This window comes from Maridesulfovibrio frigidus DSM 17176 (assembly GCF_000711735.1).
GTDB lineage: Bacteria > Desulfobacterota > Desulfovibrionia > Desulfovibrionales > Desulfovibrionaceae > Maridesulfovibrio > Maridesulfovibrio frigidus.
Genome location: NZ_JONL01000001.1, coordinates 41,263 through 66,101 on the forward strand (window position 1 = coordinate 41,263; position 24,839 = coordinate 66,101).

Genomic DNA, 24,839 nt, shown 5'->3' on the forward strand with positions numbered 1-24,839 from the left:
CTAACCCTCGTCCAAAATCTCTTTTTTACGCACTTCAAGCTCAGCAATTTCTTCTTCCAGCTCAGCCATCTGCTCCATTAAGCTCTCAGACCATGAGCATGCTTCAGAATAATTTGAATTAAGCTCAATGGCCGCCCCCGGATTATTATATAATGCAGGATCATTCAATTTACCTTCAAGCCCGGCCTGCTCTTCCATAACTTTTTCAAGATCCTTCTCAAGCTTCGCATATTCCGCAAGGCGCGGTTTCAGATCTTTATAAATAGCATTACGGATATCAGCCTGTTTCCGTTTTTCTTCTTTTGAAAGTTTACGTTTGGCAGGCTTATATTCTTCCACAACTTCTTTCGATGCAGGACTACTGGTACCAATTCCGGCAAGCGCATTTTTGCGATGCTTGTCATAACCTTTGAAGGTCTGGAAAACTTCAACTCCAGTATCGGTTAATGCCCAGATTTCTTCTGCAATTTCCGTAAGAAGATGACGATCATGCGCTACAAAAAAGATTGTCCCGTCATAATCCTTAAGTGCAGAAATAAGGCCTTCGCGGCTTTCGAGATCAAGATGGTTAGTAGGTTCATCGAGAATCAGCAGATTCGCTCTTGATAGAAATAAACTTGCAAGTATAAGCCTGTTCTTTTCACCACCGGAAAGCGCTGAAACCTTACGTTCGAAATATTTTTGACCAAGCAAGAAAAGCCCGAGCACGCCTTTAAGCTGCTCTTCAGTAGTGTCAGGATCGCAAAGCCTTCTTATTTCAGAAAGAGCGGTAGCTTCACTTCGCAGAATTTCACTCTGATGCTGGCTAAAATATGCAAGACTGGTATTCTGACCAATGGTCGCGTACCCAGCATTTGGCTCCAATTGCCCGAGGATGACCTTTAGCAAAGTTGATTTACCAGCTCCGTTAGGCGCGGCAAGTGCAACTTTTTTACCACGGAACAACTGAAAATTAAGGATCGGCCAAAGTGATGGACGTTTGCCATCATATGAAAATTCCAGATCAACAACGGATATGGCAGCCTTATCACCGCGAGATGTACGAGGCATATTAAACGAAAGAGTTCTACCAGCGCGATGGCTATCAGTTTCAAGCTTAATCTGTGCAAGCTCTTCTTCGAGCTTAACTACTTTTTTAAGCTTAGACTGAGCCTGTGCGGCCTTACGTGCCTGAGCTTTAAAACGGTTAATATATGAATATTCGCTTTCAATTTTAGCGGATAATTTCACAGCTTCGCGAGATCTCTGAGAAGCATTCTCCGCGCGCCATTCCAAAAATTGTGTAAATGAACCACGCCTGACTACAGCTTTCCCTGCTCCCAAGTACAAAACGTGCGTACCTACGCGGTTAAGGAAAACAAGATCATGCGCGACGTAAACAACTACGCCCCTGAAAGAAAGCAAGTAGCTTTCAAGCCACTCGACAGCTTCAAGGTCAAGATGGTTAGTAGGCTCATCAAGCAGAAGAACATCGGCCCCTTGCAACAAAACTCTGCCTAGCTTGGCCCTTTCGCGCCATCCACCACTAAGCTCTTCAATCTTGCTGAGCATACTGTGCTCAGAAAAACCAAGTCCTGTCAGAATTGTGCGAGCTTTATGTTCAGGGTTATATCCGAACTGATTTTCGAGGTCGGCCTGACGCTGCGAAAGCTTCTCCATTAATGCGTGATCTTTTGTAGCCGCGGCATGTTCCCAGTCTTCCCAAAGAGTATTCCATGATGGCAAAGCGGCAAGCACCCAACTAAGGAGGCCATGCTCGAGATCTTCATCAGTAAATTCCTGAGCGACATATCCGACACGGGCATTTTTTGAAATGGCAAGAACGCCCTGATCCGGTTTGATCTTTCCGGCTATAAGCTTGAGGAGCGTAGATTTACCACATCCGTTAGGACCAGTTACAGCAAGCCGCGTTCCGGCAACAACTTCAAACGAAAGATCATGAAACAGATCTTGACCGCTATAAGATTTTCCAAGGGATGATATAGTAACTTTAGGCATTGACTCTCCGATTAGGGGATTTGGCTGAAAAAAGCTGAGAAATTTGTATAGTACTCATGGCATATCGGCTTCAATCAGCAGTCGCCCTTCAAATATGTATAAAAACAGATCTCAAACTAGGTCATGGTTAAGCAGGGCAAAATATATGGATGCGCGAAGGAAAGCAAGGTAAATGGTGCCATATTGGCTAGCGAGTCAACGATTTCAAGGGATTCTTTCCGTTTTGAACGCCAAAATTGTCAAACTTTCTATATTTTGACCTTACGGCAGGTCCAGAGTATGGACCAAGCATGAAAACATGGCATGTATATCTACTGCGCTGCAGCGACAATTCTCTGTATTGCGGAGTAACCACCGACCCCGAGCGCAGACTCGCTGAGCACAACAAAGGTGGCAAAAAAGGGGCTAAATACACCCGCGCGAGGCGACCAGTCGCAATCGAAATTGTAGAAGAACTGCCAGACAAAAAGTCTGCCTATCAACTCGAATACGCTGTAAAAAAACAACAGGCTTCACAAAAAGTGGCCTTCTTAAAAAAGACGGCCCTTAAAATGCGTGAAGAGTATCAACCGGACGAAACCTAATTCGCAATTAATCTTAGCGAATAAAAAAATAACAATTTTGAAGCACTACGTGCTTTTTAATAGATGATTTCGTCTCCGACGGCCAAAGGGGTACTACCCCTTATGGAATCCCATTTAAGGGGAGGGTTAGAACCTTTTTTGCGGAGCTAAGGAAATCGCCATATTTTAAAAACAATTTTCACTAATTTGAGTGATCTAAGCCGATTTCAAATCAGCTTACAGCAGAAGCCGTAAGCAGCATCAACGAAAGATATTGCGTCTTCTCAGGGACATCATCGATATCTTCGTAAATGGATTCGCCGTCCAAGCCCAAACGCGTATAAAATTTAACATCGATATCTGGAATTTCTTTCACAGTTTTACGAAGCTCAGGAAAATTACGGTAAGCTTTCAAAATGACAGCATTATCTACCGTAGCGAGAGTTTCCGCAAACTTGTCCGTATCCGCAACGCCTGATGTCAGCAGTAGATCCTGCCCTGATTCAACAAGCACCTGACATGACCTTGCAGCAGCAGCCTGATATGATGTTATACCCGGCACAACTTCGACTTCAATTTCAGAGTACATTCTGCGCAAAGTCTGGAGCATATAGCCAAAAGTTGAATAGATCAGCGGATCTCCAAGTGTAAGAAAAGCCGCGCTTTTTCCGTCAGCGAGATAAGTAGCAGCAAGCTTACAATTCTCATCCCACGCAGCCTGTAAATCCGTTTTGTCACGAGTCATAGGATAGCCAAGTTTTACAACTTCACATCTATCATTCAAATATTCTTTAGCGATCTCTAGCGAATGCGAATAGTCATTCTTGGTGGAACACGCGGCGAAAACCACATCTACTTTTTCAAGGGTGCGTACAGCTCTCACTGTCAGCAAATCAGGATCACCGGGACCAACACCAATACCATATATTTTACCGTAATTACTCATTAATATACTCGTTTTAAGTTCACTGATTAAACAGTGACAGCAAATGTTTTGAAGAGATTCACTCTAATTATTACTATATAAAAAATCGGCCAAAGTTTCCACAGCATCAACATTGCGTGGGCCGGGACGAGAAAATACAGATTCGTCTACCTCCAAAATCCTACCAGATCGAACTGCCTTAATCATTTTAAAATGACCACGCTCAGCAGGCGGTACAGGAGATTGATTCATGCGGCCGGACTGGTAAACATAATTTTCAGGATCGAGCCGAAGAAGTTCTTCTTCACCCATGCGAACGATCTTTTTGTTATTCTTTACACAATTGAGCCCGCCAGCTTTTCGTATAATATCCGATACAATCGAACCTTTTCCTGCAGCCAAAAGATTCGGGTAACGAATCTCAAAGAACACCTCAGGCTTATCGTTAATATCGGTGTACTTTTCTTTCACTTTATCAAGACGCATAGCCATGGACTGCACAAGCTTTTCTGCGCGCTTAGGCTCTGCGGTCAAAATGCCGATTCTGTGAATCAGGGAATACAACTCGTCAAACGAGGTCACCTGAAACATAGCGGTCGGAATACCCCGCACCTTTAACGGCTCTAGCGGCGCCTTGGCTTGCGAGCGCCCCGCCATCTGTAAAACTAAATCAGGGTTTAAGGCGACAATAAGCTCTGGATTAGGGCGCATGTGAGTTCCTATGGATGGTAGCATCACTATCTTTGCAGGATAGTCATCACCGGCTGTGCGGGCAACTATTCTGTCACCTAAATCCATCGCAAAAAGAATCTCATTAAAAGATCCGTAAAGTGCGACAATCCGCTTTGCTGGCCCCTTAAGCACAACCTTATCCCCGAAGTCATCAATCACAGAAATTTCTGCAAAAGCCAAATTACAGGGTAAAATCACCAGAAGGAGAAAAAAGGACTTGAGGAACACCAAGTTCCGGATGTTCAACAATTGAAACAGATGTTTTATAAACATTCGAAATATTATCCTTCGTAATAACTTCCGCAGGTGGACCGTCCAGCACAGCTTTTCCCTCTGACAAGAACACAAGACGGTCAAAATAAAGTGATGCAAGATTCAAATCGTGGATCACGCAAATTATGGTCGCGCCCTGTTTATTCAGCGTTTTGAGCATATCAAAAAGCTCAATTTTACCGGCAACATCAACTCCTGATGCGGCCTCATCAAGAACCATTATTTTCGACTGCTGTGAAACTGTACGAGCCATCAAAACTCGCTGAAACTCGCCGCCCGAAAGTTCAGATACAGGACGATCCGTCAGATGGGTAATTCCAACCCGCTGAATAGCTTCGGCACAAATATTCTCATCGTCATCATCGTATCCGAAAAAACCTGAACCATGCGCGTATCTGCCCATCATAACCATTGACTTCACAGTCAGCCCGAAAGCAGGTTCAACCTTTTGCGGAAGGACAGACATAATTTCAGCAAGCTCACGAGGGCGATAATCCCGAACATCTTTTCCGGCAACCTTTATCTTTCCTGATAAAGGATTCAAAACCCCCGAGATAGATGAAACAAGAGTAGTTTTGCCGCTCCCGTTAGGCCCGAGGACAGCTGTCATCGTTCCTTCATAAAAATGTAAATTCATATCGCTGAGGACTTTGCGCTTGCCATATCCGGCAGAAATATTTTCCACACCGATCATGACTTTGTCCCCCTGAATCCGCCCCGTAAAACTATGCAGAAAAACGGTCCGCCTAGAAGTGCTGTCACAACTCCAACAGGCAATTCTTCGCCGCCGGGAAGTAGTGAGCGGGCAATAACATCTGACCACACAAGAAGCAGTCCACCGAGCAATGAGGATGAAAGGAGCAAAGGCCTGTGTTCCGCTCCCTGAAACATACGAACCAAATGAGGAACAATCAGTCCCACAAATCCGATAATTCCAGAAACAGCAACAGCCGCTCCCGTCAACAGCCCCGATCCCACAAGCAAATATAATCTAACTCGGGACACATCCATACCAAGATGACGTGCCTGAGTTTCACCGAGTGACAAAATATCCAGTTCACGAGAATAATAAATGATTGGTATCATCCCAAGAATAAAATACGGTAGAAACAGCGCAACGTGATCCCAACCGCGCCCTTGAAAACTGCCCATTATCCAAAAGACAATGCTTGTCACGGAATCTTCGTCCAGCGACTTAAGCAAGGAGATCAAAGCCGAGAGGAAAGTCGCAACGACAATCCCAGCAAGCACCATAGTCTCACGGCGCAAACTGCCGCCGATTCGCCCGAGCATAAGAACCGCACCAAGAGCCGCCATAGCACCCGCAAGAGCTGCCAGCGGTAGAAAGAGCGATCCGAACTTAAGCCATAGCCCCGCCCCGAGGACGGTTGATCCAGAAAATATAGCTAGACTTGCGCCAAATGCGGCCCCGCTACTAACGCCTAATGTGAAAGGGTCAGCCAATGGATTTCGCAAAATACCTTGATATACGGTTCCGGCAACAGCAAGCGACATACCCACCAAAAAAGACAGGCATATTCTACTGAGCCTTAAATCTGTAACTATAAAAGATAGCGACGACTTCGTACTTTCCGCATCTCCGAAGATCGCAGATTTGAACACGCCAAAAACTTGCTCAACCGACGTATCATATGCACCAAACAAGCAGGCGGCAAAAATAGAAACAGGGACAAGAGACAAGAGTACAGCAACAGCCTTAACTCTCCTTTTTTCCAATGTTTCCATATTTTACCGCCCCTTGAATTAATTCAGCTTAAGAATCTAGATTTTTAAAAGCTACTTTAAGATGATCGACCCAGATATCTACGACCTGCGGGAGTTCTGCACTACCTTTAAGAACAGGTACGCATTTATAGCCAGCTTTGGTCAACTCTGACATCCAAGAATCAGCCTCGTCACCAGCCATGTCGTTACGTGCATGGTCACCAGCAACAGACATATATGGTATCAGGTAGACTTTCTTAGCCTTGCTTTTGGCAAGTTTATTTTTGACATCATCAAGAGTAGGAGAACCTTCAACGGTTCCTACAAATATTTTAGGGTCAATGTTTGAAAAATAATATTGAGATCCAGGATAGTAAATATTGGCACTATGATGCGTTCCATGTCCCATTAGAACAACAGCATCTTTAGCTTTGCGTTCTTTAGGGATATTGGCAGCAATAGCTGTCGCTGTTCGAACCATATCTTCATCCGAATAAAGAAGAGGCTTGCCAACAGTAACCTTAGACATCCCCTTAGGCATGCCCTCAAACCTTTTAGCCGTCTCAAGGATGCCGAAATATTCTTTGCCGGGAATGGTGTGCAATGACTGAACAGCAACATGCGTGAAGCCGTCATCCATCATTTTTGAAAGGGCCGTCACAGGCGAATCAATGACACGCCCTTTTTCAGCTAGTACCTTTCGAATAATGGCAGATGAAAATGACCACCGTACAGGAACGTCAGTAAAAGACTTTTTAACAGCGGCATCTAAGTTATCGAAAGACACCTGCGCTTCATCCATAGTTGATCCAAAAGCAATCAGAAGAATGCCTTTCTTAACAGCCGCAGGTTCGCCATGTCCGGCGAGAACAATTGAGGGAAGAATGAGTAGAAAAAGAAGGATAAAAGCAGAAAGTGCTTTTTGTTTAACCCCAAAACGATACTGCATAACAGTCTCCATTTATTTGGGGGCTTAAAATAAAACAGCCCGCACCTACACATGCAAAGCACGCGTAGCTATACGGATTTTTCAATAGATAAAAGCCCCGTTATCTATCAAAGCATAGCATATCATCAGTGTTGGCAGGTCTTCCGACTTGTCCCATCTTACCCGGCCTTCCCGAAATAAAATTTCAGTGACACGCTAAGCCTGATTAAAATCGGCTACGGGGTTCAATTATATAGGACTCACGGCGGCGGGTCCGCTCCTGATTTAAACAGGATTCCCTTTTAAGCTCGTAAGAGCACCACTGAAAAAATTGATATTCGTGATCTCTCCTGCTGTCAATGCCGAGATCAATATTCGCAGCAATAGTTATTGCCGATTCCTATTTGAAAAAAAATCGTTTATAAATAATTCTAACGGTAACATCCTACAGAACTTAGCTGGATGCCTTAATGCAAACAAGTCATAAATACAACTCATTCTTTAAGTATGACAGCATCATAATACCCCAAAATAAAAGGACAAAATGGACACTTCTCTGAAAATAATTGGATATGTACAATCGGACTTTAAAAAAAGATCTGATACGCCGAGACAGGGAGATGAAGGTGGAATTGTTGCGACCTTACGGATTGAAGAAGAATTTTCTGATGCAATGGATGGTCTCAAGGTCGGGATGGAGATCGTTTTACTGACATGGCTGCATGAAGCGGACAGAAACTATTTAAAGGTACACCCACGCGGCAATGAATCAATCCCCATGCGTGGAGTGTTTTCTACACGTTCACCTGATCGCCCTAACCCCATTGGTATGCATCCGGTAACAATTACGCACATAGAAGGGCAAACTATCAAAGTTACGCCTTTAGAAGCAATAAACGGAACCCCGCTACTGGATATAAAGAACGCATAAAAGCCCTCAAAAAAAGGGCGCAAAAAAAAGGAAGAGAAATTTACACTACTCTTCCCACGGGGCCGTCTATATTAGAGCGACCCCGCGTGGGGAATATTTTAGCGATATTCAAACCGCTAAAATCTACCGACTAGTACTTAACGAGGACGGTAAGTAATTCTGCCGCGAGTCAAGTCGTACGGAGAAAGTTCAACCGTAACTTTATCACCGGGCATTACTCTGATGCGGAATTTACGCATTTTACCAGAAATATGTGCCAATACTACGTGACCGTTTTCGAGCTCTACTCTGAACATAGCATTCGGGAGTGCTTCTTCTACGGTGCCATTAACTGCAATGCCTTCTTCTTTTGCCAAAATATTTTCCGTGTTTTAAAAATGAATACGAGAAGCCTGCTAACGCTTAAGTAACAGCAGGCTTTATTATTGATATTTCCGTATATCGGAAACTACTATCAAGACTGTCTTTAGGTATAATTCGGAAATGGCGAAAAAAGTTTTTCTCACCAGCACAAAGGGGCTTTATACCAAATCGCAACGAATTACCAGCGCAAATATTTAAAGGAATCTACCAAAACACCGTGAACATTAAAACAGCTAATACTAATATTGACAGACTTTTCCAATTCTACAAACCACTTGCGCCCTTTTATAACAAATCCCTATACAGACAATCTATGATATTAAGCTGACACTAAGCTCTCTAATAAGTCATGTAGCTTGCATAAATAAAATAGAAAAAAGAATAGCCCGCAATAAAAAAGTGAATGGATCATCTTTTTATTGCGGGCTAAATTTAAATCAAACTAAATCAGCTGGACTATTTTTTAAGCCAGCTCATCATTTTGCGAAGATCAGCTCCAACGACTTCAACCGGATGCTCTGCATTAATGCGGCGCATTGCGTTGAAATGAGCTTTACCAGACATATTTTCAACGATGAATTCTTTAGCAAATTCACCCTGCTGGATTTCTTTGAGGATCTTTTTCATTTCTTTACGGCTTTCTGCGTTAATGACTCTTGGTCCGCGAGTAAGGTCGCCGTATTCAGCTGTATCACTGATGGAGCTGCGCATGTTGGATAGACCACCTTCATAAATGAGGTCGATGGTCAATTTGAGTTCGTGCAGACACTCAAAGTATGCGATTTCAGGCTGGTATCCAGCTTCAACCAAAGTTTCGAAACCAGCTTTGATAAGCTCACTTACACCACCACAAAGAACTGCCTGCTCACCGAAAAGGTCAGTTTCAGTTTCTTCACGGAAGTTAGTTTCGATAACACCTGAACGAGTTGCGCCAATACCTTTTGCGTAAGCAAGAGCGATATCAAAAGCTTTACCGGAAACGTTCTGGTAAACAGCAGCGATTGCTGGAACAGCTCCGCCTTCAGTGTATGTGCGACGAACAAGATGACCCGGTCCCTTAGGAGCGATCATGATTACGTCGTTGTCATCGTTAGGAACGATCTGGTCAAAATGAATATTGAAACCATGGCCGAAAGCGAGGATATCACCTGGCTTTAGGTTAGGAAGAATGTCTTCCTTATAAATAGCACCCTGAACTTGGTCAGGTAGAAGAATCATAATAAGATCAGCTGCTGCTGTTGCTTCTGCTGCACTTACAGGCTCAAAACCATGTTCTTTTGCTAGCTCGTAGTTAGCTCCGCCGGGACGCTGTCCAACAACAACCTTAACGCCTGAATCACGTAGATTCTGTGCGTGTGCATGTCCCTGGCTACCGTAACCGATGATGGCTACAGTTTTGTCTTTCAAAAGGCTTAAATCCGCATCATCTTCGTAATAAACTTTCATTTAAATCTCCTAATTTTCGCTTTCCTTCGGACACGAAACCATAATAGTTTCCCAGCTAGTTTTAACACCCGATTAAAACCTGCCGGAGAGCACTTCTATGCCGAAATAATGATTGAAATATAATTAAGCTTGCAAGGCTCGCTTCATAGCGACTGTACCTGTACGGGCAGTTTCCTTAATACCAAATCTAGCCAGCAGATTAATCAAAGCTTCGATTTTACCGTGGTCGCCTGTTACCTCAAGGGTCAGCTCGTCCACGCTTACATCAACTACTTTACATCTGAATATATCAACTATGCGCAGAATTTCTGCACGCTTAGCGTCTTCGGCATTAACTTTAAGCATGACCATTTCTCTCTCAACAGCTTTTAATTCTGTGAGATCAACTACCTTAATGACCGTAACCAGCTTTCTAAGCTGTTTTACAATCTGCTCAATGATCTGTTCATCACCGACAGTAGTTATAGTCATGAGGGACACGCCCTCTTCCAGAGTGGGAGCAACATTAAGGGACTCAATGTTGAATCCACGTCCGCTAAACAACCCAACGACCCTGGATAGAACTCCCGGCTCGTTTTCAACACTGACGGACAGAGTATGTCTCATTATTCTATCCTCCTAAACGAGCAACATGTCGGTTAAAGAAGCGCCTGCGGGAACCATCGGATAAACATTTTCCTCTGGATCAACGCGAACATCGATAATACAAGTCTTCGGAAGAGCAAAAGCTTCCGTAAGAACAGGTACGACATCTTTCTCTTCAGTAACCCTGAACCCTGCGGCACCGTAAGCTTCAGCTAATTTAACGAAATCAGGCTGAGCATCCATACAGGTTTCGCAATAGTTCCGATTATAAAAAAGTTCCTGCCACTGACGAACCATGCCGAGATAGCCATTATTTAAAATAACGATTTTAATCGGCAGATTGTTACAGACAGCAGTCATCATTTCCTGAATATTCATCTGAATAGAACCGTCCCCGGCAATATTCACTACGAGCTTATCGGGGAACGCCATTTGTGCACCGATTGCGGCAGGAAGTCCATACCCCATCGTTCCCAAACCGCCAGAAGACAGAAAAGATTTTGACTTTTTAAATTTGTAAAATTGAGCAGCCCACATCTGATTCTGACCAACTTCAGTAGCGACAATAGCGTCACCTTTGCTGATTTCATATATCTTTTCAACAACATACTGAGGCTTAATGTGCTTGCTACCTTTCTTATAACGCAGCGGATGAGTCTCAGACCATTGCTGAACCTGACGAACCCAGACAGCATGATCTTCTTCAGCTTTTACAGCATCCAAGTTCGGTTCCATTTCAGCCTTCAGAGCAGAAAGGGCGCTTTTACAATCAGCAACGAGAGGAACGTGAACAGCTACATTCTTCTGAATTGAAGTCGGATCAATATCAATATGAACAAGAGTAGCTTTCGGGGCAAAAGTATCAACTTTACCCGTAACACGGTCGTCGAACCTCGCTCCAATTGCCAGAACGAGGTCCGCGTTATTGATTGCCATGTTTGCGGCATAAGTTCCGTGCATTCCTAGCATTCCGAGCCAAAGTGGATCGTTGCCCGGAAAAGAACCCAGCCCCATGAGAGTTGCCGTCACTGGTATGTTCAGACTCCTAGCGAGCCAAGTAAGTTCATCCTCTGCTCCGCCGCTTATAACCCCGCCACCAGCATAAATGATAGGTCTTTCGGCCTGCTCAATCAGTTTGGCAACCTTTTTAATCTGCCCGGTATGCGGCAAAAGATTCGGGTTATAGCTTCTAAGAGACACATCTTCTGGCCAAACGAATTCAGCCTTGGTCTGCATTATATCTTTCGGAAGATCGACCACGATAGGTCCGGGTCTTCCAGAACGGGCAAGATAAAAAGCCTGTCTTACGGTGAAGGCTAGGTCTTTAATATCTTTGACCAAATAATTATGTTTAGTACAAGGACGCGTAATTCCGACAATATCTACCTCTTGAAAGGCATCATTACCGATTAACGGAGTCGGAACCTGTCCGGTAAAACAAACTACCGGAATTGAGTCCATGTATGCAGTGGCAATGCCTGTAACAGCATTTGTAGCACCGGGACCTGAAGTAACGAGGCATACACCTACGTCTCCAGTTGCCCTAGCATAACCGTCTGCCGCATGGACAGCACCCTGTTCATGTCTGACCAGTATGTGCTTAAAAGGATAATTAGGGATTTGGTCGTATATATCAATTATCGCGCCGCCGGGATAACCGAAAACAACCTCAACACCCTCTTTTCTCAGACATTCTAAGAATATCTGAGCACCAGTGAGCTCCATGGCTCTTCTCCCTATTATTTATACTTATCGAGTGACAATTGTAATTTTGTTTTACCAGCCAGCTTTTTCTTTTTAAGCTCTTTCAGCTCTAGAGTTTCAGTCTCGTTAAGAAAGCCTTTCTTTTCCATCTTATCAATAACCTTGTTCAGATCAGTGTGCTGGTCCCATAGACCTTTAATTTCTGCATCCTGATCAACCAATGTCTTAATCAAATCTACGTCTTTAGCTTCCATTTGAAACTCCTATACAGAGGTTTGCATATTCAAGCGTCAGCGGAACTTTCCAGTCTAACGCGGTTCAACATAGTAACTACACCGAATTAGAAAGTCCCGAGGATAGACATATATTCAAGTCACGGTTCTTTCTAATAATGGTTCTCACTTAGCCTTTTTGAAAAATTTAAGTTTAGCTTCGATGGCTTCAACTTTTTCAAGTTCAGGACTGCTAATCTCAAGTGTCTTAAGATGAGACTCAAGAACAGCCTTTAGCTCAACTTCAAACCTCGTTCTCTGACGTTTGAGTTCATTAATATCTTCATGAATTTGAGCCAAACGATTATGAGCCTGCTGCAAAATAACTTCCGCCCGCGAATGAGCTTCGTTAATTATGAGTTCAGCTTCTTTTCTAGCAGTCGTTTTCAGGTCATCTATCATCTTTTGGGTCGTCATCAAAGTATCGCGTAAAGTTTCTTCACGCTGACGAAATTCACCAATGGAAGAATCGCGCCGTTCAACCTTCTTTAAGAGTTGCTTCTTTTCGTCAGCAGTTACGCCGAGAACTTCCGCAAGCTCAGCCAAAAGCTGATCCACTTCACCTTTAGAGTAACCAAAAAGCGATTTTGAAAACTTTTTGTTAAGTAAATCTATCTTTGAAAGACTCATCTACTACCTCCGGCGGCTACATTCCATATGCAAGTCTAGTCAAATTACCTACGAGGGCAATATCAAGCATTTGGAGAGCCAGAATAACAATGATTGGAGACAGGTCTATTCCACTGATAACAGAGAACGGTATGTAGTGCCGGACTTTTGCAAAGACAGGCTCTGTCGCACGCTGTAAAAAGCGGACAATCGGATTATAAGGATCGGGGTTTACCCATGAAATAAGGGCCGAAATGATAACTACCCACATATAGAGATTGAAAACAATCCCGAGAACTTTAGCTACAGCAAGAATCACGTAATCCATTTATCGTACTCCTAAAGGGACATAAAATGTAGTATTGCACTAGCATTCTTAATTACAAATTGGCACAGCAAGCCCTAAGAATCAACACTTTTTAACCTTTTAGAATAAAAAGATCTTAGCCCGACAACTTGAATTTAAGCATACTAAAAATCACTCACACTCAGTCCAAACATTATTTTTTGCTTTTTCCAGTAAATTTCTTAAAACCCAATAGTCATTTATATAAATAGACGCATTCAGTTTAGGATTTCCATAAGCCCAAAACTCAACTCCTGCACTGGATGCACACTTCTCATCTACCCATGTATCACCAATGTAAACAACATCCTCACGCTTCATGTCCCATTTATTTAAAATATAATGGACACCATCTGGATGAGGCTTCGGATTAGGCAGTAATGTAGAGGTAACAGTCGGCGCAAAAAAACTTTCAACATTGAATTTCTGCAAAACAGTTTGTAGAGAATCTGTTCTGTTTGTATTAATTGCCATGCGTATCTTATTATTTCTCAGCCACTCAAGAAGCTTGAGCAGGCCATCTTCCAGAGAAATATAATCAAGAGCCTTAACAAGCTCAGGAAGCTTACGAAGCTCAAGAGCCTCTTCATAATACTCTTCCGGCATAACATGCTTCAAGGACTCAAAAACAGTATGAGCATGAACAAAAAGTTCTTCTTCTGCGTCCATAGGAGGAAGATCGAAATTCTTTTTGAACCAATTATAGTACCATTTATTCGCTTCAAAGGAACTAATCAGCACACCATCACAATCAAATATGATTCCTTTGATATTTTTTAGAACCTTAGGCGGCGTAACATCACTTAAATGTATTCCTTCCATCTAAAAAACTCCTTAACCTTGCTATAATTCAGATGCAGCAAGTGCTACAAGGAATTTACGATCAAGCCACGGCTTCTCTTCAGGTAAGCGGGAAAGGCCCATAAGCTTCCAGGCTTTATCTCTTACAAAAGTAGCCTTCTCTGGTAAAATCCCTTCCTGTTCATAAAAATCAAGCTCAAGATCGCGCCAGATTGCCACAGCATCTGCATCGCTAGTTACCAAAACGGAGTTTTCTGGCAAAAGAACTGCAAATCCCTCAAGAACTTTCTGCCAAGGAAGCACCACGCGATCTCCCACCTGAACAGGTGAATGTGAAATTAATCCACCAATAGCCATCGCATGCTGATCTGCCTGATCATCTTCATCCAGTCCGATACTTTCGCCGAAACCAGACCACTTTTTATTCAGCCCATTCTCTATTTCGGCAAGCTCTAGCTGTTTTTCTTCGTAAGCGTAAACAAGGGCCAAGACAACTTGGTTCTGTACAAGCTCAGTTCCTGTTTCCTTCACTTCTGGAGTACTGGAAATTAGCGAATTGAGTTCATTTTCAATGGCTGATGATCTTTCACCGAACTGATCTTTATCACTCGATGCAGGCATGGCGAGCATTTTGAACATTTTGCCCATACTTTCACCGTAACTTACAAAATCAGCGATCATACGTTTACAAAGCTCAGGCTCGACAGGAAGATTTTCAGGCCTGAAAACAAGAGTATCTTTAGACTGCTCCCTATCAACACCTGGATCAAAAAGTAGTGCGCCTTCAACTTTTTCAACAATAAGCTCTTCGTGCATTTCCGGGAAATATATCAACATAGCAATTCTCCATCGGTAAAGATGTTACTTTGAAACTATTCTGTATCCGAAATAATCTTAATCGGCTTGAATTTTTTACAAACTCCCTCACATTCAGGTAGCTCAAGCAAACATATATCGTCATGCCCGTTAGAACACAAAGGATATGTATCTTCTCCCTTTAAAGCGTCCTTCTGACACCCTCCAGAAGAAGCCCTGTGTTCGGTAATTCTACGGTTCCATAAATCAGTTACAACTTCAGCGCTCAGTTTAAAAGCTTCAGCCTGCCGTAGAAGTTTATCGTATTCATCTTCAAGGCCTCCTAAAACTTTACAACGCCAAGCAGTATTATACCCGGGGTTCAGGAATTCTTCGTAAAGACACCTGCCCTTCTGATAAAAATAGCACATATGCCCAGGCAATTTCGAAATTTTTGCCAATGTATCCCTCTGATCCATTCTTTCAGTTTCACAAAATATTTATTATCCAACTTTTCAAAAGACTTATTTACCCAGTTTAACTTTGTAAAGAGTAAAAAATCAAATTATTCCTTTCTGTTCAAATGATTAAAGTCATTCTTGACCTTAGTGCCTAGCGCGTGTAAAAGTTCTCTACCGTCTAGCATTGGAGGAAAAAATGTTTGGATTAGGAATAACAGAAATTCTCTTGATTTTGGGTATTATTATCCTGATATTCGGAGCCAAAAAACTTCCTGAAGTGGGAAGCGGATTAGGCCGTGCGATTCAAAATTTCAAAAAGGCCAGTAGTGAGTCTGAAGAAATTGACGTAACTCCGTCTAAAGACAAAGACAAGGACGCTTAAAAAGCTTCCTTAGCTCTGCCTAAAAGACCCCGTTTTGCTTATGCGAGACGGGGTCTTTCTAGTTTTTAAAGTTCCTTTCAAAAAACATTTTAAAACCTTGTCTCAAATAAATAATACCTGAAAGCAGAGTAAATAAAGCTACCACCCGCTCCATCACTGGCTGTACACCTGAAAAATTGAAATCAAATACGAAACTGCACAGAATCAAAAAAATGAATAACAACTGTAAAGTCGTTGTTAATTTACTGACTAACAATGGCTTAATTTTATTATTAACATTAATTTCTAAAAATTTGAGTAAAAACAAACCACCAACAATTACTATATCACGGGAAATGACTAGAATAGTCAGCCAGCTCGAAATGAAGCCTTGCGACGATAGGCACAGGAATGAAGTGACAATCAGGATTTTATCCGCGAGAGGATCAAGCATCGCTCCAAGTTCAGAGCGTTGGTTAAGAACTCGTGCCAGAAAGCCATCAAGGGCATCAGAAAAGCCAGCAACCATGAAAAGAAACCATGCCAAATAAAAATTATGACCCAGATATGCAAAAACAAAAATAGGGGTCAACAATATTCGGGAAACAGTTATCAAATTAGGAATGGTCCAGACTTTCTGTTTCGTCACGACTCTCCTATTTTACTTCTCTTCGCTAAGACCATCTATTCTGTATGATAATCCACGCGGAGGAAGAAAATCGTTTAAATAACTTTTCAAAACCCACTGGTCTGAAACTTCTAGAGACCAGCTTGCAGAGACCGCTGTAGGTTTCATCTCAACGTCAAGTAGCTGAACTTCCTGCACTGCTGAATCCCATGATTTGAGCAATCTGCCAAATTCACGGACCCCGTCAGGATTAAACCAACCATTAACAACTAAAACGGCCTTCGGATTCATAGTATCATCTGCACGGGCAGATTCATAATATTTTGTCCACAATCTTCCCCATACGGATTCAACAGAATTACCGGCTGATTGCCAGTTTCCGTTTGGAGAATCGAGACGCCCACTAAAATTTTTCTTGCCAACCTGAGTAATCTTGAGTGTCGCAGCTGACGGGTCTACAGTTCCCACTGCAACTTCTTGCACTGCGTATAAAGACTTTAAATCTTTAACTTTAGCATCGCGAGCGGCTTGATCTTTAGTATTAAGCTTATATGCTCCGTTAGATATTACAATTGTTGATTTAACAACTTTATCTGCAGAGGCAAAAAAGCCCATCTGCCTGAGAGAATTACGCAATGCCTTTCTGTTGACATTAACATCAATCCGAATGGTAACTCCATCGTCATGATATTTAACATCCATATCTTTATAGCCAGTTATAAACGACTCATAATTACTGCCGAACATACTCTTTAAAGCATCGATTCTATCAGAGGAAAGCGTAACAGGTATCATGCGTACCGATTCAGCTAAAAGAGCCTGAGCAAAAGCCTGAGAAACAGCTTCTGCGCGCAAGTCCTTGGTAGAAACACCTTCTTCTCCAGCTTTGAAAACTTGAACTTTAACAGCTCCGGCCGGAACAGCTAAAGCAGTTGTTATCATCAAGGCACAAAGAACAAAAATCGTTTTTTTGATATATTTTGAAAAGATCAAATGATTACTCCGATCTGGAAATTACTGTTGCGAGGCAGGTGAAGTGCCTTCATCTACTATTGAATCTTCCTGCAATCCTGAATCATTCACAGAAGAGCCTTGCCCCCCCTGGACCGAACCTGCGCTGACAGCTCCACCGATAACAACATCAGGGGTAACGACTTCAACTTTTGGAGCATCCATCATTATAACAACTGAACAATTGTCGGTAACGGATTTTCGCTTCAAAACAGATCTAGCCCTTGCAGCATCGGCAAGAGACAAAATAACATTTCCCCGAACAGTTCCATGGGTGCTTACAGGCTTCACAACCAGCGGAGTGTTACCGACACGTTCACGTAAGCGGCTAAAAGGAGTATCTGTAACAAAAGCTACCAAACCGTTTTTTAGAACGGCCTCCCTGCTCACTACAAATGGACCATACACTCCAATGCCTTTTCCATCATAAATAACAGGTAGCAAGACTGGAGCTATATCCATTCCACGCGCATCTACAACAATTCCAGTATAAGAAGATGCGCTGACAGCAACTGCTTCCTCACCATTGGAATTCAGAGAATTATCATTCTCTCTGCTATCCGATAAGGTTGGTGGAATTCCTGAAAGAAACGGTAGTGTCGCTGGAATAATTATGGACGAAAGCTCTCCGCGAATATGAGTAGAAGCTATAACTTTTACCATTCCGTCGGCTGTGTCCTGAGTACTCAGCAGTGAATTCTGCACAAATCCTCGAAGAAGAGCAGATCCCTTCATCTCATCTTTAAAAGCATCATAAACTATATCTTTACTGTTAAGACGTAAGTTTAAAATAGAATCAAGAAGAGCTTTACGGGCTTTTATACCACTCTGACGAACAGCCAGTGCTTTAGTCCTCTGGGGGTCGATGGTGTCCTGCATGGGCAAAATTTCAGATGAAGAGGAAATCAAACCAGATCCCCAGTTAATAGAAATACCATCCTGCTCAGAGATATACCCACTGCTTGAGCTATCCGCACAGGCAAAAGTAGGTATTGCAAGAAGCAGCAAAAACACCAAAAATGAATATAATCTCATTGTTCTTTCCATTTTTATATTGCGGCAAGCCGCTACATCCATTGAATACAACTAAATGCCATTTACAAAAGGAGGCTTATCCTTCCTTCTTATTTTGCGCAAGCCACGAAGCCGCAAACTCTACGGTTTTGCTGGGTTCATCGGGAGAAAACCAGTGTATGTCTTTCTCACGATTAAACCATGTAAGCTGTCGTTTTGCATAAGCTCTGGTATTTTTGGCCCAAATCAATTTAGCTTCATCAATATCAATATCACCCTTAATAAATGATAATAATTCACTACATCCGATGCCTGTCCAGCCCGGCGCACTTTCGTCTGGGCATATTTCCCACGCACGGCGAGCCTCATCGATTGCACCATTTTTAAGCATTATATCAATGCGCTTGTTCAGTAGCGGCGTCAGTACATCCAAATCCAGCTTTATCCCAATTTTCAAAAAGACGTATGGGGAAGGCGGAACTTCTCTATTATGCCACCATGTAAAATTTTTACCTGTCCCTTCATAAACTTCCAGCGCACGGCCGTTTCGCTGTTTATTATTCGGGTGAGTCTTCTTGGCGTACTCAGGATCAACTCTCTCAAGATCTGCAAATAAAGCGGCAGATCCTTCTTCCTCAACTCTCTGCCGTATACGGGCACGGATCTCTTCAGGGATATCCGGTATTGGAGCAAGTCCGGAAGTTAAAGCCTTTAAATACATACCAGTGCCGCCAACAAGTATCGGCAACTCACCTGAAGGGGTTTGGTCAATCTTCTCATTTGCCATATCTACAAAGTCAGCAACAGTTGTCGTTTCGGTAGTCGGCAAAAACCCATACAATTCGTGCGGACAGACAGCCTGCTCCGCAGGACTAGGCTGAGCTGTGATAATCGGAAAGTCCTTATAAACCTGCCGCGAATCAAAATTGAGAACTCGCGCAGGGAAACGTTCCGCCAAGCCAAGCGATGCAGCAGTCTTTCCAGCTCCCGTAGGGCCGAGAATACAGATTACTGGTCTGCGCTGAGACATATCTTATTTACCTACCGGAGCAAGTCTGACCATAACTTCATCGTAGATCTGTTTTGGAATCAAACCTTTTATATCTCCGCCATTTACCGCAACATCTTTTATAATAGATGAGCTTAAATACATCCATTTGTAATCAGTCATAAGGAAAACAGTCTGGATGTCATTATCAAGGCGGCGATTCATAAGAGCCATCTGAAATTCATATTCGAAATCTGAAACAGCGCGAAGCCCACGCATAATTACATTAGCAGGACTTTGCTCCACATAATGGACAAGCAGTCCGCTAAACGGCTCTACATGGACACGAGGTTCATTTTCAAAAATGCGTTTAACCATATCCACACGTTCATCAAGTGAGAAGCAGCAATTCTTTGAAGTGCTGCCCGCCACTGCGACAATTACCTTATGAAAGGTCTTAAGACCGCGCATAACAAGGCTGAAATGTCCGCGAGTGAAGGGATCAAATGTTCCCGGAAATACTGCTGTAAGTTGTTTTACTTCTGCCATAATAATATCCTTGTCTGACCGTAAAGCTTGTTCACTAGAAGTGTCAGCTGCTCTGTAAATTCTGACTGCGGTGGATCTACCAACTCTTCAACTTCTGCGAGTAAAAATCCATCTTCAGCCAACCAGCCGTTTTTCAAAGCGCAATCAAGAGCTTTCGGTAAAAGATCAAATCTATAAGGGGGATCGATAAAAATAAGTTCATAAGGTTTTGGAGGCGGTCTTAATAACACTTTAAACAAGTCCGCTGAGTAAACCTTGTATTCTGATCCATCGACGCCAAGATCTTTTAAATTAGTCTTGATAAGAGATGCGGCCCTTGCGTTTTTCTCAACAAAACATGCATATGCAGCCCCTCGGCTGAGTGCTTCAATTGCCAAGCTGCCGCTTCCGGCGAACATATCTGCCACGCGTAAGCCATCCCAATCAATGCCGCGAGATTCGAGCATAGAAAAAACAGCCTGCCGCACCTTGGATGTAGCCGGACGATATCCTGGCCCACTGGTGGTTTTTAGTACCCGTCCGCCATATTTACCACTTGTAACTCTCATGAATCTATAGTTCCGATATCAGTTCAATAACCTGACGGTTAATATCAAGAAGTTTATCTCTAACCTCAGTCTGGCTGAGGAATGAATGCGACTTAACTCTATCAAGGCGCTTTCTGAACTCTGTAAACAAGCCTTCTGAATCTTTAAGCAAAAATTCCCAGTCAACTTCCGGCTGAATTGCTTTACCCTTGAGAATAGGTTCCATATCTCCAAGAGGAGTAAGCATTAGCTCTTCACGATAGTCAGCAATATGAACCTTAAATCCAAGTTCTTGCTTAATTCTTGCGGAAAGGACTTTTTGCCCTTTCGGCTCACCGTGAGTCAAAATAACTTTCATGGACGGACTATCGAAATGCTTAAGCCAGTCGATCATTTCATCCTGACCAGCATGACCGGAGAATCCATTGATGGTAAATATTTTGGCTTCAATCTTAAGTTTTTCACCGAATATAGTTATATCTTCTGCACCATTAACAACTCTACGTCCCGGACTACCAACCCCTTGATAACCGACAAAAACGACACTAGCGCCCTTTTTCCAAATATTATGTCTGAGGTGATGTTTAATACGACCGGCATTAGCCATGCCGCTTGCAGAAATAACAACCGCAGGACCAGATGTATTATTGATGGCCTGTGAAGATTCAGTATCAAGAGTGAATTTCAAATTCGGCAAGGACAGTGGGTTTTCACCGTTCTCCATAAGTTCTTTCGTATCAAGATCAAAAAACTCTGGGTGGTTTCTAAAAATTTCAGTAGCCCTGATAGCAAGAGGACTATCAAGGTAAACAGGCATGTCTTTGGGAAGTCTTCCTTCCTTATACAAGATGAAAAGCGAGTAAATCAATTGCTGTGAACGTTCGACCGCAAAAGCCGGAATTACAACCTTTTCACCGTGTGAATAGCTCCATTTAATGGCCTCAGCCAACTCATCCAAGCTATTCGAAGAATCCTTATGATTGCGATCTCCATAAGTCGATTCCATCAAAAGATAATCCGCTTTTTCAACAATTGACGGATTACGCACAATAAGCTGGTCTTTATGACCAAGATCACCAGAAAAGACTACTTTAGTTGTATCCTTTCCCTCTTTTGACCAAAGTTCGATAAATGCAGAGCCTAAAATATGTCCGGCATCTTTATAGCTAACTGTGACCCCTTCAGCTGGCTCAAAATGTTCTCCATACTGCACAGTCCGCATTAACGGAGTTGTAGCAATAGCATCTTTCTGCTGATAAAGAGGATTTATGAGAGCTATCCCTTTGCGAAGTCTTTTTCTATTTGCCCACTCTGCTTCCATCTCCTGAATATGCGCGCTGTCCAGCAGCATAATTTCAAGCAGATCGCGCGTCGGCTGAGTCATGTATATAGGCCCGTCAAATCCGGCTCTTACAGCCGCGGGCAAAAGCCCGGTATGATCGATATGGGCATGAGTAATTAATATAAAATCTAGCTCTTTAGGCTTATAATCAGCTATTGAGCGGTTGCGCTTTTCAATCTCAGCGTTACCTTGATGCAATCCGCAATCAACGGCAAATCTGGCATTCTCTGTCTCAACAATATAACAAGAGCCGGTAACTGTTTTAGCAGCACCCATAAAAGTAATCTTCATCAGACCTCCGTATGAAATTCACCGTTAATTCTAAGCTTTTCGCACTATCATTATAATTCTTTTTTTGGTAATTCGTATGCACTGTTACATGCACCAATAATGGATTTCAGGCAACTGTTCACAATAGTCTGCCTATATTTATAACTACTTTATGAGGGCGACATGCACAAATCAAGACAATACGTAATTGATGATCTCTCCATGCAGGAATCCTGGAGACTCTTTAAAATAATGGCTGAAATCGTTGACGGTTTCGAAACCATGAGCGAAATAGGCCCTGCAGTTTCTATGTTCGGTTCTGCCCGTGTTGCTCGTGATCACCCATTGTATGCTCAGACTGACCACTTGTCCAAGCTACTAAGCCAAGCTGGGTATTCCGTAATCACAGGCGGCGGCCCCGGTTTAATGGAAGCTGGAAATAAAGGTTGTTTTGAAGCTGGCGGAGAGTCCATCGGGCTGCACATCCATCTACCTTTTGAGCAGCATTCCAATCCGTACCTATCTATTAAGAGTGACTACAATTACTTTTTCATTCGCAAAGTTATGTTCATTAAGTATGCTATGGCTTACATCGCAATGCCTGGCGGATACGGCACCCTTGATGAATTAAGCGAAGCGCTGGTTCTTATTCAAACTAAACGTATCAAGCCTTTCCCTATCATCCTTATGGGAACAGAATTCTGGGGCGGATTGGTTGAATGGTTTAAAACTCGTTTGGTCGCTGACGGATTCTGTAATGAAGAGGATCTAGATCTTTTCATCGTCACCGATTCTCCAGAAGAAGCCGTTGCTCATATTAAAAAGCACGTAATCATCTAGCAAATCATATTCCTGTCAGCAGGAAACGAGTACCAATTGCAATCTACTGATCAGAAAAAAGCATACATCTACGGATTTTCCGCAGTATTAATCTGGTCTACAGTTGCCTCCGCGTTTAAAATTGCACTATCCTACATGGACCCGTTGCAATTACTATTTTACGCAGTGGTATTTTCCACACTGACTCTCTTAGGTATATTAATAGCACAAAATAAAGCCGGGCAGATTGCAAAAATGAGTATGCGCCAAATACTCAAATGCGGTCTGCCCGGAATTTTAAATCCCTTCCTATACTATATAGTACTGTTCAAAGCATACGACCTGCTTCCAGCTCAGGAAGCACAGCCACTGAATTATACATGGGCAATTACTCTCTCTTTACTTTCTATCCCGCTTCTTGGGCAAAAGCTTAACGCACGCGAACTTATTGCAATATTTATCAGCTACCTAGGCGTGGTTGTAATCTCTACTCACGGCAACCTGCTCGATATCCAATTCAGTAGCGGCCTCGGAGTATTCTTAGCTCTTTTCAGCACCATAATCTGGGCATTGTACTGGATTTACAGCACCAAAAGTAAAGCCGATCCGCTGATTGGACTATTCCTAAATTTTTGCCTAGGCCTGCCTCTTGTTACAGCCGTAATGCTAATCTTTTCCGGGCCACCACCAACAGAGCTGCCCGCAGTTCTATCAGCCGCATATGTCGGCCTATTTGAAATGGGGATAACCTTTGTACTATGGCTCAAAGCTTTAAAATTGACTGAAAAGACAGCCAAAATCAGCAATTTAATTTTCCTATCCCCATTCCTGTCATTAATACTCATTCATTTTATCTTAGGCGAAGAGATTCTACCGTCAACAATGTTCGGCCTTCTATTTATAGTTGGCGGTAATATTGTTCAGCAAACTGGGAAAAAATAAACCTTCTGCAAAAAGCACTAGACGCACGAAAGGCCGGGATGGAGGGATCCCGGCCTTACGTGCTTAAGGAGTAATGAGAAGGAATGAAGACTGTATATTTTTTTCGAGCTTAAGACAGACGACTTTGGGGGTTGCAGGCTGTCTCGCTCAGGTTAATAAGCATATAGCATCAAGCGTGCCAAAACATTATTCTCTATAATTACATATACTTACAAAAAAAACATTAAGACGTGCACTTATTAGTGCACATATAAATGCACAAACACCCTGCACTTATGTGCAAATAGAGTATTTCAACATTGCACATATATTCGATCTCATATTTTAAGATTCCGTTTATTATGAAACATAAGCGTTAATATTGCGATACCCCCTATACTTTTTACAATTAAAGTATTATATTTAAAATATCTAAACAGGTAATTGGAATGAAAGATTAATAATTATCCGAAAACCAGTTACAAAAATGAGTATTAAAAATACTTGGAGAAATATGCATAAATCACTTTCAGACGCTTACTTACACCCCGAAATAATTGAACAAATAGAGCATGCCTGTAAGAAACTAGATGTTAATAAAAGTTTGTTCCTTAATGTTCTACTAAAAGAACTTTTTTCAAAAGCTAACCCTGAAGACCTATTTTACAATAGGGTAACGGTAACCAACTTGGTCGCTAAAACCAGTAAAGTACTAAATAAAACGGATGAAATTTCGCACTAGTTAATAATTTTATTGAATCAAATCAAAATTAGTTTCGTTCTTTAGTGCAACAGTATACTGTTGCTTTTTTTTGGACTTTTGTTGAAGTGCTATCATCAAGCCAGCTTACACAAGAAACTTTTGTGCCATTTCGTAACCATTCAATACTAGTTGACGCCAATTCACCTCTACTTTATACGGTTATTGAACTTATTATGTTTCTTTAACCAT

At 42.4% G+C, this 24,839-nt stretch carries 29 protein-coding genes and 1 riboswitch; of the genes, 6 read left to right on the forward strand and 23 right to left on the reverse strand.

Features of this window, described 5'->3' with window-relative positions; genetic code table 11:
- Positions 1–1,998 (reverse strand): ABC-F family ATP-binding cassette domain-containing protein, encoded by a 1,998-nt coding sequence (locus BR06_RS0100240; protein ID WP_031478957.1) that lies wholly within the window; start codon positions 1,996–1,998, stop codon positions 1–3.
- 290 nt (positions 1,999–2,288) lie between these two features.
- On the opposite strand from BR06_RS0100240, the gene BR06_RS0100245 reads away from it, so the two are divergent.
- A complete protein-coding gene (locus BR06_RS0100245) occupies positions 2,289–2,582 on the forward strand; it encodes a GIY-YIG nuclease family protein (protein WP_031478959.1) in 294 nt (97 codons plus the stop codon).
- Positions 2,583–2,793: 211 nt separating this feature from the next.
- On the opposite strand, the gene cobI is transcribed toward BR06_RS0100245, so the two are convergent.
- The 5 genes from cobI to BR06_RS0100270 form a co-directional block, all read right to left on the reverse strand.
- Positions 2,794–3,507, reverse strand: a complete 714-nt coding sequence (cobI, locus tag BR06_RS0100250) for a precorrin-2 C(20)-methyltransferase (protein WP_031478961.1) — start codon at positions 3,505–3,507, stop codon at positions 2,794–2,796.
- 63 nt (positions 3,508–3,570) lie between these two features.
- Positions 3,571–4,398 carry an ABC transporter substrate-binding protein gene (locus BR06_RS0100255; RefSeq protein ID WP_235727633.1) on the reverse strand — a complete coding sequence of 276 codons (828 nt, stop codon included), beginning with the start codon at positions 4,396–4,398 and terminating at the stop codon, positions 3,571–3,573.
- A gap of 1 nt (position 4,399) precedes the next feature.
- The gene (locus tag BR06_RS0100260; protein WP_031478965.1) at positions 4,400–5,185 is read right to left on the reverse strand and encodes an ABC transporter ATP-binding protein; all 786 of its coding nucleotides are present in this window, start codon (positions 5,183–5,185) and stop codon (positions 4,400–4,402) included.
- Positions 5,182–6,237: a FecCD family ABC transporter permease gene (locus tag BR06_RS0100265; RefSeq protein WP_031478967.1), complete on the reverse strand. Its 1,056-nt coding sequence runs from the start codon at positions 6,235–6,237 to the stop codon at positions 5,182–5,184. Before BR06_RS0100265 ends, BR06_RS0100260 begins: the two co-directional genes overlap by 4 nt.
- Positions 6,238–6,265: 28 nt before the next feature.
- Complete coding sequence (locus tag BR06_RS0100270) at positions 6,266–7,165, reverse strand: sirohydrochlorin cobaltochelatase (RefSeq protein ID WP_031478969.1); 900 nt, start codon at positions 7,163–7,165, stop codon at positions 6,266–6,268.
- Positions 7,166–7,281: 116 nt separating this feature from the next.
- Positions 7,282–7,483, reverse strand: a riboswitch (cobalamin riboswitch).
- A 205-nt stretch (positions 7,484–7,688) separates the two neighbouring features.
- Here BR06_RS0100270 and tsaA point away from each other — a divergent pair.
- Positions 7,689–8,075, forward strand: a complete 387-nt coding sequence (gene tsaA, locus BR06_RS0100275; RefSeq protein ID WP_031478971.1) for a tRNA (N6-threonylcarbamoyladenosine(37)-N6)-methyltransferase TrmO — start codon at positions 7,689–7,691, stop codon at positions 8,073–8,075.
- Between the two features lie 137 nt (positions 8,076–8,212).
- On the opposite strand, the gene infA is transcribed toward tsaA, so the two are convergent.
- The 10 genes from infA to BR06_RS0100325 all read right to left on the reverse strand — a co-directional run bounded on the left by infA (position 8,213) and on the right by BR06_RS0100325 (position 15,457).
- On the reverse strand, positions 8,213–8,431 hold the full coding sequence (gene infA, locus BR06_RS0100280; RefSeq protein WP_015337399.1) for a translation initiation factor IF-1: 219 nt from the start codon (positions 8,429–8,431) through the stop codon (positions 8,213–8,215).
- A gap of 463 nt (positions 8,432–8,894) precedes the next feature.
- Positions 8,895–9,884, reverse strand: coding sequence for a ketol-acid reductoisomerase (gene ilvC / locus BR06_RS0100285; protein WP_031478975.1), 990 nt, complete (start codon positions 9,882–9,884; stop codon positions 8,895–8,897).
- Between the two features lie 123 nt (positions 9,885–10,007).
- Positions 10,008–10,490, reverse strand: a complete 483-nt coding sequence (gene ilvN, locus BR06_RS0100290; protein WP_031478977.1) for an acetolactate synthase small subunit — start codon at positions 10,488–10,490, stop codon at positions 10,008–10,010.
- A 12-nt stretch (positions 10,491–10,502) separates the two neighbouring features.
- Complete coding sequence (ilvB, locus tag BR06_RS0100295) at positions 10,503–12,194, reverse strand: biosynthetic-type acetolactate synthase large subunit (RefSeq protein ID WP_031478979.1); 1,692 nt, start codon at positions 12,192–12,194, stop codon at positions 10,503–10,505.
- A 14-nt stretch (positions 12,195–12,208) separates the two neighbouring features.
- Entirely contained in the window at positions 12,209–12,427 is a 219-nt protein-coding gene (locus tag BR06_RS0100300; protein WP_031478981.1) for a DUF465 domain-containing protein, read from the reverse strand.
- A gap of 144 nt (positions 12,428–12,571) precedes the next feature.
- Complete coding sequence (locus BR06_RS0100305; RefSeq protein WP_031478983.1) at positions 12,572–13,075, reverse strand: DivIVA domain-containing protein; 504 nt, start codon at positions 13,073–13,075, stop codon at positions 12,572–12,574.
- Positions 13,076–13,091: 16 nt separating this feature from the next.
- A complete protein-coding gene (locus BR06_RS0100310; RefSeq protein WP_031478988.1) occupies positions 13,092–13,382 on the reverse strand; it encodes a YggT family protein in 291 nt (96 codons plus the stop codon).
- A 150-nt stretch (positions 13,383–13,532) separates the two neighbouring features.
- A complete protein-coding gene (locus tag BR06_RS0100315; RefSeq protein WP_031478990.1) occupies positions 13,533–14,222 on the reverse strand; it encodes an HAD family hydrolase in 690 nt (229 codons plus the stop codon).
- Positions 14,223–14,243: 21 nt separating this feature from the next.
- Positions 14,244–15,038, reverse strand: a complete 795-nt coding sequence (locus tag BR06_RS0100320) for a hypothetical protein (protein ID WP_031478992.1) — start codon at positions 15,036–15,038, stop codon at positions 14,244–14,246.
- A 35-nt stretch (positions 15,039–15,073) separates the two neighbouring features.
- On the reverse strand, positions 15,074–15,457 hold the full coding sequence (locus tag BR06_RS0100325; RefSeq protein WP_031478994.1) for a hypothetical protein: 384 nt from the start codon (positions 15,455–15,457) through the stop codon (positions 15,074–15,076).
- 196 nt (positions 15,458–15,653) lie between these two features.
- On the opposite strand from BR06_RS0100325, the gene BR06_RS0100330 reads away from it, so the two are divergent.
- A complete protein-coding gene (locus BR06_RS0100330; RefSeq protein WP_031478996.1) occupies positions 15,654–15,839 on the forward strand; it encodes a twin-arginine translocase TatA/TatE family subunit in 186 nt (61 codons plus the stop codon).
- A gap of 58 nt (positions 15,840–15,897) precedes the next feature.
- On the opposite strand, the gene pgsA is transcribed toward BR06_RS0100330, so the two are convergent.
- The 7 genes from pgsA to BR06_RS0100365 all read right to left on the reverse strand — a co-directional run bounded on the left by pgsA (position 15,898) and on the right by BR06_RS0100365 (position 22,168).
- Positions 15,898–16,467 carry a CDP-diacylglycerol--glycerol-3-phosphate 3-phosphatidyltransferase gene (gene pgsA, locus BR06_RS0100335; RefSeq protein WP_031478998.1) on the reverse strand — a complete coding sequence of 190 codons (570 nt, stop codon included), beginning with the start codon at positions 16,465–16,467 and terminating at the stop codon, positions 15,898–15,900.
- A 12-nt stretch (positions 16,468–16,479) separates the two neighbouring features.
- A complete protein-coding gene (locus BR06_RS0100340; RefSeq protein ID WP_031478999.1) occupies positions 16,480–17,439 on the reverse strand; it encodes a hypothetical protein in 960 nt (319 codons plus the stop codon).
- Between the two features lie 21 nt (positions 17,440–17,460).
- The gene (locus BR06_RS0100345) at positions 17,461–18,492 is read right to left on the reverse strand and encodes a hypothetical protein (protein ID WP_156952625.1); all 1,032 of its coding nucleotides are present in this window, start codon (positions 18,490–18,492) and stop codon (positions 17,461–17,463) included.
- Between the two features lie 76 nt (positions 18,493–18,568).
- The gene (miaA, locus tag BR06_RS0100350; RefSeq protein WP_031479001.1) at positions 18,569–19,501 is read right to left on the reverse strand and encodes a tRNA (adenosine(37)-N6)-dimethylallyltransferase MiaA; all 933 of its coding nucleotides are present in this window, start codon (positions 19,499–19,501) and stop codon (positions 18,569–18,571) included.
- A 3-nt stretch (positions 19,502–19,504) separates the two neighbouring features.
- Positions 19,505–20,008, reverse strand: coding sequence for a pantetheine-phosphate adenylyltransferase (gene coaD, locus BR06_RS0100355; RefSeq protein ID WP_031479002.1), 504 nt, complete (start codon positions 20,006–20,008; stop codon positions 19,505–19,507).
- Entirely contained in the window at positions 19,996–20,556 is a 561-nt protein-coding gene (gene rsmD / locus BR06_RS0100360; protein WP_031479003.1) for a 16S rRNA (guanine(966)-N(2))-methyltransferase RsmD, read from the reverse strand. The genes coaD and rsmD overlap by 13 nt, the downstream gene beginning before the upstream one ends.
- A gap of 4 nt (positions 20,557–20,560) precedes the next feature.
- On the reverse strand, positions 20,561–22,168 hold the full coding sequence (locus tag BR06_RS0100365) for an MBL fold metallo-hydrolase RNA specificity domain-containing protein (protein ID WP_031479004.1): 1,608 nt from the start codon (positions 22,166–22,168) through the stop codon (positions 20,561–20,563).
- Between the two features lie 162 nt (positions 22,169–22,330).
- Between BR06_RS0100365 and BR06_RS0100370 the strand changes: the two genes are divergently transcribed.
- The 3 genes from BR06_RS0100370 to BR06_RS0100380 all read left to right on the forward strand — a co-directional run bounded on the left by BR06_RS0100370 (position 22,331) and on the right by BR06_RS0100380 (position 24,629).
- Positions 22,331–22,987, forward strand: coding sequence for an LOG family protein (locus BR06_RS0100370; protein WP_031479005.1), 657 nt, complete (start codon positions 22,331–22,333; stop codon positions 22,985–22,987).
- A 36-nt stretch (positions 22,988–23,023) separates the two neighbouring features.
- A complete protein-coding gene (locus tag BR06_RS0100375; RefSeq protein ID WP_031479006.1) occupies positions 23,024–23,908 on the forward strand; it encodes a DMT family transporter in 885 nt (294 codons plus the stop codon).
- Between the two features lie 493 nt (positions 23,909–24,401).
- A complete protein-coding gene (locus BR06_RS0100380; RefSeq protein ID WP_031479008.1) occupies positions 24,402–24,629 on the forward strand; it encodes a hypothetical protein in 228 nt (75 codons plus the stop codon).
- Positions 24,630–24,839 lie beyond the last annotated feature (210 nt).